The 12720-nt window shown below is 67.5% G+C and carries 8 protein-coding genes; 2 read left to right on the forward strand and 6 right to left on the reverse strand.

What is annotated here, in order from left to right; all coding sequences use genetic code 11:
* The first annotated feature begins 1 nt into the window (after position 1).
* Complete coding sequence (locus RT97_RS26570) at positions 2–2104, forward strand: pilus assembly protein TadG-related protein (RefSeq protein ID WP_042581860.1); 2103 nt, start codon at positions 2–4, stop codon at positions 2102–2104.
* Positions 2105–2122: 18 nt separating this feature from the next.
* Entirely contained in the window at positions 2123–3553 is a 1431-nt protein-coding gene (locus tag RT97_RS26575) for a sigma 54-interacting transcriptional regulator (RefSeq protein WP_042581861.1), read from the forward strand.
* A gap of 139 nt (positions 3554–3692) precedes the next feature.
* On the opposite strand, the gene RT97_RS26580 is transcribed toward RT97_RS26575, so the two are convergent.
* The 6 genes from RT97_RS26580 to pal form a co-directional block, all read right to left on the reverse strand.
* A complete protein-coding gene (locus tag RT97_RS26580; protein WP_042581862.1) occupies positions 3693–5288 on the reverse strand; it encodes a TolC family protein in 1596 nt (531 codons plus the stop codon).
* The gene (locus tag RT97_RS26585; protein ID WP_042581863.1) at positions 5285–6601 is read right to left on the reverse strand and encodes an HlyD family type I secretion periplasmic adaptor subunit; all 1317 of its coding nucleotides are present in this window, start codon (positions 6599–6601) and stop codon (positions 5285–5287) included. Before RT97_RS26585 ends, RT97_RS26580 begins: the two co-directional genes overlap by 4 nt.
* A 159-nt stretch (positions 6602–6760) precedes the next feature.
* Positions 6761–8575: a peptidase domain-containing ABC transporter gene (locus RT97_RS26590; protein ID WP_042581864.1), complete on the reverse strand. Its 1815-nt coding sequence runs from the start codon at positions 8573–8575 to the stop codon at positions 6761–6763.
* Between the two features lie 90 nt (positions 8576–8665).
* Positions 8666–8920, reverse strand: coding sequence for a hypothetical protein (locus RT97_RS26595; protein ID WP_253278323.1), 255 nt, complete (start codon positions 8918–8920; stop codon positions 8666–8668).
* Positions 8921–8940: 20 nt separating this feature from the next.
* On the reverse strand, positions 8941–12024 hold the full coding sequence (locus RT97_RS26600; RefSeq protein WP_042581866.1) for a glutamate ligase domain-containing protein: 3084 nt from the start codon (positions 12022–12024) through the stop codon (positions 8941–8943).
* 118 nt (positions 12025–12142) lie between these two features.
* Positions 12143–12646 carry a peptidoglycan-associated lipoprotein Pal gene (gene pal, locus RT97_RS26605; protein WP_042581867.1) on the reverse strand — a complete coding sequence of 168 codons (504 nt, stop codon included), beginning with the start codon at positions 12644–12646 and terminating at the stop codon, positions 12143–12145.
* Positions 12647–12720 lie beyond the last annotated feature (74 nt).

Below are 12720 nucleotides of genomic sequence, written 5' to 3' on the forward strand. Positions count from 1 at the left end.
CATGGCCACAGCACTCCGGAATTCCCTTCGCCGCGCAGCCCGACAGGCGCCCGGGCCGCGCGGTGCGCGCGCACGCGGCTCCATCATCATCAACACGGCCATTGCGCTGAGCCTGGTCGTCATCACGCTTCTCGGAACCCAGATCGGCTACCTGATGCTGATGAAGCGGGAGCTCCAGAAGACTGCGGATCTGGCGGCGCTTTCGGGGGCTCAATCGTTGCTGCCGCTCAGCTGCGTCGACGCCACGACCGCCGCGGTTGCCAATGCTGCGCAGAACATGCCGCCGATGCTGCCGCCGCTGGCCGCAGCGAATGTCGAATGCGGGAACTGGGATCCCCAGACCCGCGAGGCGCCCCAGCATTTCGGCGCACCCAATACGGGCCAGTTCTTCAATGCCGTGCGCGTGAGACTTTCGAGGACACCTGCGTTGCTGCTGCCGAATCTCTCGGGCGGGCAGCCTTACACGATCACGGTGCAGGCGCTGGCGGCGCAGCGGCAGCCGCTCGCTTCGCTGAACATCCGCAGCACGCTGCTGTCGGTGGACACCAAGCAGTCCGCGCTGCTGAATGCCGTCTTCGGCGGTCTGTTGGGTGGTTCGCTGAGTCTGCAGGCCGCGGGGTGGCAGGGCCTGCTCAACACCAACATCCAGCTGCTGAGTTTTCTCGACCAGCTCAAGCTGGACCTGAACATCAGCGCCGCCAACTACGACCAGGTCCTCAACACCGACGTGAACGCGGGCGTCCTGCTGCAGAGCATGATCACGGTCATGGAGCGCGGTGGGAGCACCGCCGCCTTCACGGTGCAGGCCCTGCGCGATCTGCTGGTGAGCGTGCAGGCCTCGCCGTTCACCTTGAAGCTCAGCGACCTGCTGGGCATCGCTTCCGGTACGGATGCAGCAGGCCTGAGCACCGAACTTCAACTCTTCCAGATCGTGCAGGGAATGATCCAGGTCGCGAACGGAAAGAACGGGCTCGCAGCCACCGTGCCGATCACCCTGCCCGGCATCGCCGGCGTGACGACCAAGCTGCAGGTCATCGAGCCGCCGCAGATCTCGGCGGTCGGCAATCCCGCGCTGATCAACGCCAGCCTCGGCGTCAACGATCCCAACAAAATCTATGTCCGGACGGCCCAGGTCCGGCTGCTGATGTCGGTCAACCTCAGCGGCGTCACGAATGTACTTTCCGATGTGGGTTCGGCTGCGCTCGGCGCCCTCTCGCCGATCGTCAATTTCCTGGACAGCGTCGTGTCGCTGAACCTCGGCACCATCGTGACCGACCTTGTCGGACTGGTCGGCTGCGGCGGCCTTCTGCCTGCATGCCAACCGCAGAAAGTCATCTACACGGCCGCGCTTCCCGCCCCCATCGACATCGGGATCAGTTCGGGCAACGGATCCGCTCTCGTGACTGGCCATGCATGCAACGCCGCCGACAGCAAGTCGTTGAACGTGCGCGCAGACACCAGCGTCGCGCGCCTCAGCGTTGGCAAGGTCACCAACATGTTCTCTTCGTCGCTTCCTCCGACGGCCGAGCCGGTGGGCATTGTCGAGATCGGCTACCGCGAAGCGAAATACGACAGTTGCCTGCTGCTGTCGCTGTTGTGCAGCGGCAAGAAATGGAAGAACCCGAGCGGCACCTACGTCGTCGATATGAACAGCGCCAAGAAGACCGTCATCTCGGGTCTTGGGCTCGTGATCAACTCCGACGTCGGCGGCAGCGCGAACGGTACGGCACTGACCTACCTGGCGCCAGCTCCCGCGAACCTGCCGGAGATCGATGCGGCGCCCTACGACGGCACGGTACCAGACCCATCATTCAAGAAGATCAGCGCAACGTCCCTCGTCCAGAGCCTGGGTTCCACCTTGGGTGGCATCCAGCTCCAGCCGTATTCGAGCGATGCCAGCGGCGTCCTCGGAGGCGTGCTCAACGGCGCGCTGAACCTCATCAGCAACCTCCTGAACACCCTGCAGACTGTGATCAAGAACGCGCTGGGGCCTTTGCTCGATCCCACAGTCAACGCCTTACTCGACCTGCTGGGCATCGATCTGGCGCAAGCAGAAGTGGGAGCCCGTCTTTCCTGCCATCGAGGCGCCGAGCTGGTTTATTGACATGCGCATTCTTTCCCCATGAGTTCCCCCTCCAACTTCGACGAACTCGACCTCTTTGTCTGGGAAGGCAAAGCCGACATCCTCGACCGCATCGCGCGGTGCATGGCGAGCTTCGACGTGGAAGTCACCCGGGCCGACGGACTGCCGCCGCCGCAGCAGGAGCGCGGCGCGGCGCTGCGGCCTTCGGTTGCGATCATCAGCGTCACGGTCATCGACAGCGGCGGGCTCGCGCACGCCACCGAGTTCCTGCAGGGCATGCCGGTGATCTGGGTCGCCGCGGGTTCGCGCGAGCGTGACTCGCGCACCTATCCGCCCGAATACCTGCACGTGCTGCCCTACGACTTCACCTGCGCCGAGCTGCGCACGATGGTCGCCAAGCTCGTGCGGCAGCTGCGCGCGCGCGATGTCGCGCCGCAGGCGCCCGATGTGCTGGTGGCGCACTCCGAAGCCATGCAGGCGCTGCTCGCCGAAGTGGGCGCGTTTGCCGACTGCAACCACCCGGTGCTGGTGCGCGGCGAGACCGGCGTCGGCAAGGAGCGCATCGCGCAGCAACTGCACCTGGGGCACCAGTCGTACAGCAAGGGCGCGTTCGTGGCGGTGAACTGTGGCGCGATCCCGGACGGTCTCTTCGAGTCGCTCTTCTTCGGTCACACCAAGGGCTCGTTCACGGGCGCAGTGCATGCGCACCGCGGCTATTTCGAGCAGGCCACGGGCGGCACGCTGTTCCTCGATGAAATCGGCGACCTGCCGCGCTACCAGCAGGTCAAGCTCTTGCGCGTGCTGGAAGACAACGCGGTGACGCGGCTGGGTGCGACCTCGCCGATACGGGTCGACTTCCGGCTCGTGGCGGCGACCAACCGCAACCTGCGCGAGATGGTGGCGAGCGGCGAATTCCGCGCCGACCTGTTCTACCGGCTCGCGGTGATCGAGCTGCATGTGCCGAGCCTCGAGGAGCGCGGCGAGGTCGACAAGATCGCGATCTTCAAGGCGCTGCTGAGCAACGTGCTCGGCGACGAGCTCGAGACGCTGGGCGAGACGCCGCACTGGCTCAGCGATGCGGTGGCCGAAACCTATTTCCCCGGCAACGTGCGCCAGTTGCGCAACCTTGCCGAGCGCGTGGGCGTGATCGCGCGGCAGCTGCATGGCTGGGACCAGAACCTGATCCAGCGCGCCATCGCCCTCACGCGCGGCACGCCGACGCCGGCGATGTCGGCCGAAAGACACGGCAGCGGCGCAGGCAACGCAGGCGGTGTCGCGCTCGACGGCAGCGGCGACCGCAAGGGGTGGAACAGCGGCGAGCGCAACCGCATCATCGCGGCGCTGGAGATCAACGACTGGAAGCGCCAGGACACCGCGCAGCACCTGGGCATCAGCCGCAAGGTGCTGTGGGAAAAAATGCGCAAGTACCAGATCCTCGACGGCGAGCCCGGCATCCCCGAAGACGCGTGAGCTGGGCTCGCCCCCAGGCTTCGCGCACTTCGTGTCGCTTCGCCTCCCCCCTACCGGGGGCAACACCTGAGGCCCGGCGAAGCCGGTTCCTCGGTGTTCCACGAACTTGCGGGGCTTTGCTTCGCTCGCCCTTGTTTTTTCAGCGGGGCGTCAGGCGGGGGGTGCGGCGCAGCGGCGGGTTGTTGGCCGCGGCGCCCGGCGAGCGTTCGACGACCGGCTCGTTCGGGCAGGCTGCGTTGCTCGAAATGCACAGCGCCGCGAGGAGGCCGTCTTCGGTGAGCATCGAACGGTTGGGCGGGCCGAACATGCGGTCGATCCAGCTGTTCATGACATCGGGCTCGATGCGCAGTTCGCCGGTGGTGCGCGCCAGGCGCAGCTCGGAGATGCGCAGGTCGAAGACGCCGTCGACGTAGTCGAACAGCAGCGTGTAGTAGTCCAGCTGCGCGTCGAGCACCTTGGGCAGGGTCTCGCGGCCGAATTCCATCAGGCGGCGGCGGCCGCGAAAGGCCTGGCCCGACGTGCTGACGGCTTCCATGAGCTGCTTCTCGCGCTCGCGTCCCGACACGGTGCGGGCCCATGACGCCGAGGTGAGTTCGAACAGGTTGTTCTTCACGCCTTCGAGCTTGGCTTCCTGGTTCGCGACTTCGGCCAGCGCGCTCTTCAGGCGCAGTTGCCGGTCGAAGCCGTTGCCGAAGTTCCAGTTGAGCTCGAAGGCCGCGCGCGTCGGGTCCTGCGGCGACACGCCCCGCGGGTCCTTGCTCTTCACGACGACGGCATCGAGCGTCGGGTAGAGGCTCGATTCCTGTTGGTCGACCAGCGCCCTCGCGCGCTCGATGCGGCCCTGGGCCTCGGCGATCTCGGTGCTGCGCGCTTCGGCGCGGCGCAGCGCCTCTTCCTGCGAGGCGATGCGCCACTGCGGCGGCGCCGCGAGCACCGGCAACGACTCGGTGTTGGGCGAGAACTTGAAGTAGTTGCGGAACTTGGCGAGCGCCTCGTCGCGCTGGGCCTCGAAGTCGGATTCGCGCGCGGCCACCAGGGCGCGCCGGGAGGCCGCCATGTTCAGGTCGTTGTCGCCCGAGACGCCGAGCGCGACACGGCGGGCCTCGGCCTTGGAGAGCTCCGCCACCACCTCGGTGGCCTTGTGCGCGATCTGCTTCTTCAGGTCGAAGCGCTGCACCTGCAGATAGGCGGTGAGCGCATCCAGCACCACCTTCTGAGAGGTGGTGATGACGGCCTCGTCGTCCGCCTTGTTGCCGGCCTCGGCCGCGCGCTGCGCGGCGCTCATGGCACCGCCATCGATGAGGCTCACGCGCGCCTCGGCGGTGAGCACGGTGTAGCCCTGGGTCCTGGCGTTGTCCGCGCCGCTGTTGTAATTGCCGGACGAGGTGCCGATCTTGAAGCGGGGGTAGCGCGCCTGCTTGGCGGCATCGACGCTGTAGCTGCTGGTGGTGGCCGCCGCCTGGGCGGTCTGCACCTCGGGGTATTCCTGCGACAGGGCGATCAGCGCCTGCTTCACGCGCTGGGCGTAGTTCGCGGCGCCGACGGACGGCGTGGACAGGCGCCGTGCGAGCGAGAGCGATGGCACAGGCACCTGCGACGCCTCCGGTGCCTCAGGTGCTTGCTGCACCTCTTGCGCAAGGGCGGTCGGCGGGAGCGCGAAGCTCGCGCACAGTGCTGCGCACAGCACACCGGTGCCCGTGGTGCGGCGCCGGCTGGTAGCGATGCGGCCCCTCATGGTTCGCGGAAGGCTTCGCGCCGCAACTTGAGCACTGGACGAAGGATGTACCAGATGAACGGGTCGGTGCCTACGCGCAGGTCGACTTCGGACTCCATGCCGGCGGTGATGCGGTTCTCCTCGCGGCCCACGTGCGATTGCGACATGCTGATCAGCAGCCGGTAGTAGGGCGCGCCCTGGGCGATGGCCGCGTCGCGATCGGCATCGGCCGCCACCAGCATCACCTTGCCTTCGACGGCGCCGTAGCGCAGGTAGTCGTAGGCGGTGATCTTCACGCGTGCCGACTGGCCGATCTCCACGAAGCCGCGGTCGTTCGGATTGAGCCGGGCCTCCACCATGATCTCGTCCTTGTCGGGCACCACTTCGAGGATGGCTTCGCCGGGCTTGACCACCCAGCCCGGGCTGGAGTTGCGCAGGCCCTTGACGATGCCATCCGAGGGCGCCTTCACCACGGTGCGCGAACGCTGCGTGCGGGCGCGCGCCAGGTCTTCGCTCAGGCTGGCGAACTGGCGCTCGACCGTGGCCAGCTCGTCCGATGCGCGGCGTCGGTAGCGGCCCTCGGCCTCGGCCATCTTGGCCTGCGATTCGGTGATGGCGGCGTTGGCGGACACCACGCCCTGTCGGGCCACCGCGAGTTCGCTGCGCACGCCCTCGGCCTGGCGGCGCTTCTCGAGCACCTCGACCTGGCCGACGAGTTTTTCGCTGAGCAGTTGCTCGGAGATCTCGAGTTCCTTCTGCATCAGCACCAGCCGGTCGTTCAGGCCCTTGACCTTGGCCTGCTGCTCCAGCTGCTTGCTGCGCGCCTGCTCCAGGCCCGAGACCGCGCCGGCCATGACGCCGCGCTGTTCTAGCGCGCGCGCCTGGTAGGCGCCCAGCTCGCCTTCGAACACGTCCTGGTCCAGGTCGGCGGCGAAGGACTGGCGGTTGAGCGGCTGGCCGCGACTCTCGGCGATGAGGCGCACGCGCGTGGCCTGCGTGGCCGCGTAGCGGGCGGTGAGTTCTTCGAGGTTGAGGCCGCTGCCGCCCAGGTCGATCTCGACCAGCGACTGGCCCTGCTTGACCGTCTCGCCCTCCTTCACCAGCACCGCGCTGACGATACCGCCTTCCAGATGCTGGATGGACTTGACGCGGTCCGAAGGGATCACGCGGCCCGGCGCGACGACCACGGTTTCCATCGGAAAGCCGAGCCCGATCAGGGCCAGCACGCCGATGGCACCGCCGATGATCCACTGGCGCCGGCGCCCCTGCGGCGAGGTCCGCGCCGCGCGCTTCTGCTCTTCGTCCTGAAGGATCTGCGGCAGGTCTGATTTCACAACGAGCTCTCCTCCAGGCTTCGCGCACTTCGTATCGCTGCGCCCACCCCCTCACCGGGGGCATTGCCGGCGGCCCGGACAAGCCGGTTCCGCGGCATTCCATGACGGTGGGGCTGCGTCCATCTCATGCGTCGTGCATTGCTCATCGGATTCGTGTTCTTACGCCATGGAGCGGGAGGCCGAGGCCCCCGCGTTGTCTTCGTCGCCCACCGCCACCAGCGGCTTCTTCACGCCGAAGAGCTTGGGCACCATGACCGCGGCGGTGCCCACTTCGACATTGCCCTGGCCCGTCACGTGGTAGACCGCCGAGGCGGCCGAGACGATGCGCAGCGAGTGCGTGACCACCACCACGGTGCGCACCTTGGCCACCGCCAGCAGCGTGGCGAGCAGGTTGCGCTCGCTCTGGAAATCCAGGTCGTTGCTGGGCTCGTCGAGCACCAGCACCGAGGGCTTGCGCAGGAAGCTCATCGCCAGCGCGAGCTTGCGGCGCTCGCCCACCGAGACGCCGGTGCCGCCTTCGCCGACCATGGTGCGGTAGCCGTCGGGCAGGCGCGAGATGAAGTCGTGCGCGCCCGAGAGCTTGCAGGCCGAGACGATCTGCTCGTCGCTCTGGCCGGGGGCCGCGCGGCGCATGGTGTCGATCAGCGAGCCGCCGAACCAGTAGACCTCCTGCGAGAGATAGCTGATCCAGCGCGAGAGCTCTTCGCGGCCGAACTGCGAGAGGTCGTACTCGCCGATGCTGATGATCCCGCGCGTGGGCGCATACAGGCCCGACAGCAGCTTGACCAGCGTCGACTTGCCCGCGCCGTTGCGCCCGACGATCACGTGCAGCCCGCCAGGGCCGATGTCCAGGTCGACGCTTTCCAGCACCGGCTGCTGCGCGGTCTCTGTGAAGCTGAAGCTCACGTCTTTCAGCGTGATGCGGCCGAGAGGCTGCGGCAGCGTCATGCCAGTGGGGGGCTTCTCGACCGGCTCGGCCAGCACGGTTTCCAGGCGCCTGGCCGCTTCCTTGGCGGTGGCCAGCGCGCGCCAGTTCGACACGAGCCCGGCCACAGGCTGCAGCGCCTTGAGCGCCAGCATGTTGGAAGCCACGAGGCCGCCGACCGTCATCCATTGCTCCATCACCGAGATGGCGCCCACCGTCACCACGACCACAGAGAAGACGGTGAGCAGCACCGTGGTGCCGTCGCGCGCGGTTTCGATCTGGCCGTTCTTGCTGAAGCTCTCGGAGAGCCAGGCGTTGTAGGTCTGGCGCCACATGTCGCTGATGGGGCCGTCGTTGGCCTGCGTCTTGAGCGTCTCGCGCGCGTTGCAGATCTCCGAGGTCATGCGATCGAGGCCCCGGCCGCGCTGCACTTCCTCCACGCGGCCGGCGCGCACTTCGTCGGCCCACCACCAGGCCAGGAACGACATGATCGCCAGGAACGCGGCCACCACCGGCAGTACCGGCAAGGCGACGATGCCGATCACCACGAGCGCGAAGACGGCCATGGGCAGGTCGAAGATCGATTGCGCGAGACCGCCGGTGACCGTGCCGCGCACCGAGCCCACGTCGCGGAAGTACTGCTGCCACACCGAGGCCGGGCGCGCTTCGAGCGCGCGCAGCGGGCGGGCCAGCATCGACTGCAGCAGCGCGCCCGAGACGCCGTGGTCGATGATCGCGCCCGCGTTGCGCAGCATGCGCGAGCGCCGCGTGCGCAGCCAGAACTCGATGCACAGGAAGAACAGGATGCCGCTGACCAGCGCGGCGAGCGTCGAAGTGCCGCTGCGCGAGAGCACGCGGTCATAGACCTGCAGCAGGAAGATGGAAGGCAGCAGCCCGAACAGGCTGATGGGGAGCGAACGCCACGCCGCGCTCTTGACCAGCGGGTAAGCCGCGCGAAAAGCCGTGTGGAGCGCACCCGCGTAGGGACTGGCTCCCGGCTCGTCCGGAGTTTCGGCAACCAGCTGGCTGGGCAAGAGAAACTTGATCATGAGAAAAGGCCGATCCGTCGAGCATTGACGCTCGAATCATTATCGACTGTTACGCAACATTACAAAGCAAAAAATCGCTTGCCGTGCACCTCAGCATCGGGGGGCGCGCGCCTTTGTTGCTTCGATTTGCCGCTCGGTTCTCATGTCGCGTTGAAACGCCGTTTGCGTGGCCGTGCAGCCCGCCTGCCGGTCCACCGTCGCCTCGCCCTTCACTACGGGCAAACCCTCTGCCAGCACCAATGCGATGTTCGCGCACAACAGCATGCACACCAACCATGCGAACAACAGCTGGAGCCAGCCGAGCCACCAGCGCCGCGGCGCCTCCACGTCGCGTTCGTAGGGCATGCGAATCAACGCGTTCCATCTCATGGCAATGCTTTCAAAACCCGGGCGAGCCGGGACAGGCCGACGCCGGCGGAACTCTTGGCCAGCACCCAGTCGCCCGGTTGCAGCAGACCGCCCAATGCGGTCGACAGGTCCGACACGTCCACGAACCAGTGCGAACGGACCTTGGTACGGATGCGCGCGTGCAGCGCCCGCATGAGCGGACCGCACAGCAGCACCCGGTCAGGCTGCGACGCCAGCAACTCTTCCTCCAAGTCGAGGTGATGGCGTTGCGCCGCGGGACCCAGCTCCTGCATGTCGCCAAGGATGGCGACACGGCGCGCAGGCTCGCATGGGGCTTGTGACAGCAATTCGAGCGCCGCCCGCATCGAGCTGGGGTTGGCGTCATAGGTTTCATCGATCAGCTTGAAGCTTCCGCCGCCGATGTGAATGGTGTGCAGCGCACCGCGTCCGCCCGGCGGCTCGAAGTGCGCGAAGGGTTCGACCGCGGCGGCCAGCGGCAGGCGCAGCGCCTGCAGCGCGCCGAGCGCGGCGACGGCGCTCGCGCCCATGTGGCGCCCCGGCGCGTTGAGCCGAAGCTGGAAGGGCTCCCCCGCCACCTGCGCCTGCACCTCGCCGTGGTCGAAGGCCAGCAGGCGCACGTCGGCATCCTTGTGCTCGCCGTAGGTCACGATCTGCAGCTGGTGCGCCATCGCGGCTTCGGCGAAGGTCGTGAACTCGGGCATGTCGCGGTTGAGCACCACGTTGTCGCCGGCGGCCATGCCCTGGAAGATCCGGCTGTCCATGCGCGCGGCCGCGTCCGAGGGGCCGCGGTGTTTCTGAGATGCAGCCGAGAGACCGGTCACCACCACCAGCGAAGGCCGCACCAGTTGCGACGACGCCGGCATGTGCGAGGTGCCCATCTCCAGCACCCAGTAGGCCGCGTGCCGAGGCATGCAGGTGAGGTTCCACGCGATGCCCGAGGGCAGGCTGATATTGCCTTCGGGCTGCCCGACCTCGCCCCACACGGTGAGCGCGCCGGCCAGCATCGCGGCCACGGTGCTGCTGCCGGTGCCGTGGCCCAGCACGCCGCAGACGCGGCCGGTGAATTCGGTGCGCGCATGTTCACCGAGTTGCAGCACGGCTTGCAGCACATTCGGCACCTTGAGCACCGGCACGCGCTTGTCCAGGTGCGGCTTGGGGTCGGTGCACAGCACCGCCGCGGCCGGCTGCAGCACGCCCTTGAGCGTGACCGCCGCCAGCGGCGTCTTCGACGGGCGCGTCTGGTTCTCGAACACCACGCGGCCCTTGCGCATGAAGGAGCGCTGCGTCACGCCGCTCGCGCGCCAGCCGTCTTCGGGGCGCACCACCCATTCGCCGTGGGTCACGCGCGCCATTTCGCTCGCGGTCCAGGCGGCGCTGTCATCCCTTGCGCTGCCGGCGGCGCTGCTCGCGCCCAGCGGCACGCGGCGCTCGAGCAGGTAGCGGTGGTACGACGCGAAGCCCGAGACGTACTGCTCGACATCGTCGATGCGCACACGAAACGCGTGGTGGCGAATGAAGAAGGAGCCGACCACGGTGGACGGCCGCCGGAAGTACATCGCCACCTCCGGCCAGAAGAAGCCGTTGAGGAGGTAATGGGCGCGGTAGTCGAGCGCGCGGTAGAACTTCTCGGTGTCCAGCTCGTCCAGCAGGTGCCGCATCGCAGGCATGCTCTCCAGGCGCTGCAGCATCTGCTGCGCGGCGAGCATGAGCCCGAGCAGCGTCGGGAAGGTGGTCTTGCGGTCGAGCACGAAGTCCAGGTAGCCCGCCACGTTCTGCAGCCCGAAGCGGAAGTACCTCTCCTGCGGGCTCCAGTGGGTGAGCTCGTTGACGCAGCAGCTCAACCAGTGGTCGTGCGCCTGCCAGTGCTGGCTCGCGATGAAATGATCGAAAGTCTTCTCCACCGCCGCGAGCCAGCGCGCATCGCGCGTGAGGCCGTAGAGGCGCATGAGGCCGTAGGCCGCCTCGCCGTCGTAGTAGATGACGCGCGAGGCTTGCTTGACCGCCAGGTCGGTGGCGTGCAGCACGTGGTTGAAGCGGCCGGTGGCCGCATCCTGCAGCGACACGATGCCCAGCGCGAGCTTCTCGAGCAGCGGCAGCCAGCGGCGCGTGTCCATGAGCTCGCAGTACTTCACCAGCGCGAGCACGCAGGCCGCGTTGCCGCCGAGCTTGATCTCCCCGCCGGTGTCCACGAGAAAGGCCACCTCGCGGCCGTCGGCGAGCTGGTAGTCGCGGATCAGCCAGTTGGTGAGGTGGTCGAGCGCGCGGTCGATGGCCGAGCGCAGGGTTTCGTCGCGCGTGACCTCCCACGCTTCGAGCATGGCGTGGATCGCGCTCGCATGGCGCATCGCGTCGTAGGTCGGGATGCGGCGGTCGAAGCACGGGAAGTAGCCGTACACGAAGAGCCCGTCGCTCTGCACCTGGCGCGCGAGGTACGCGGAGCCGCTGCGCACCAGGTCCATCGCCGACTGCGGGTTGAGCGCGGGCAGCTGGCGCCGGCCCGCATCGAGCCCCGTGCCGATGAGCTTGTGCACCACGCCGTCGGGCTGGCAGAACACGCCCACGGTCGCCAGCAGGTAGACCGGCTGGTCCGCCGGCATGTCCAGCATGAGCGGGCGCTGGAAACGCGCCTGGCCGTAGGCCTCGAAGTTGCGCGGGTTCATCACCGCATGCGCGATCGTCGAGTCGCCCGCCAGCATCGCGTTGGCGTTGAGCTCCTGCTCGGTGAAGGCAATCTCGAAGTCCTTGTCGAAGGCCAGGCCGAGGCGAAAGTAGTTGCGCTTGACGGCGGTGAGCTGCGTCTTGAACTGCGCCCAGTCCATCGGGCTCGCGCCCTCGACCCAGTCGATGCGAAGCCAGGGCGAGACCACGCCGTGGTCGCGCACCCAGCCTTCGGCGAGGTCGGCGCCTTCGCGCCATGCGGTCTCGAACTCGGCGGCCCGCGCGTGCACGACGTGCGCACGCTGCGAACCGTCGCTCACCGAGAAGAACAGCGTGAAAGCGGGGTATGGGGCAGGCAGCGCCGCGCACACCGACGCCAGGCGTTCGTGGCAGGCGTGGAGCTGGTCTGAAAAGGACATCATTCGGCCCCGATCGAGTGCGGGAGACCGGTCGCGTCCGTCATCTATCGGCTCTCGCTCGGACGACGGAACTGCTCACCGGAGACTGTTGCCTTCGACGTCATCGCTTGGGCTTTCGACTTCAGCGGTAGCTGAACTCGGCGCGGCGATTGAGCTGGTAGCCCTCCTCGGTGGTTTCCTGCGACGCGGGCTTTTCGATGCCCCAGCTGATGGCCTCGACGCGCTCGGCCGGCACGCCCAGCTGCGTGAGCGCACGTTGCACCGACTCCGAACGGCGCTGCCCCAGCGCGAGGTTGTATTCGCGGCCGCCGCGCGAGTCGGTATGGCCTTCGATGACCACGCGGCTGGCCGGACGGTTCTTCAGGAAGCTCGCATGCGCTTCCACGATGCGCTGGTCCTGCGCGCGGATGTTGTATTTGTCGAAGTCGAAGTACACGATCTTCGGCACGCCCACGGGTCCGTTCGTCAGCGGCGCAGGCGGCGGAGGTTCCACCTTGGCCACCGCCGCCGCGCCCTTGTTCGAGTAGTAGTAGGTCGCGTCGTCGCGACCGCTCTTGGGCGTACTGCAGGCAACGAGGCTGGCCCCGAGCGCAACGATGGCCAATATCCGGAAATTCTTTTTCATAGCAATCCTTTCGCGGGACAGGCCGGTGGCCGGCCTGTCCCTGTCTGCGGTTTCCCTCTTCCCTCTCTCCTTCG

The sequence above is a fragment of the Variovorax paradoxus genome, assembly GCF_000834655.1.
Lineage (GTDB): Bacteria > Pseudomonadota > Gammaproteobacteria > Burkholderiales > Burkholderiaceae_C > Variovorax > Variovorax paradoxus_F.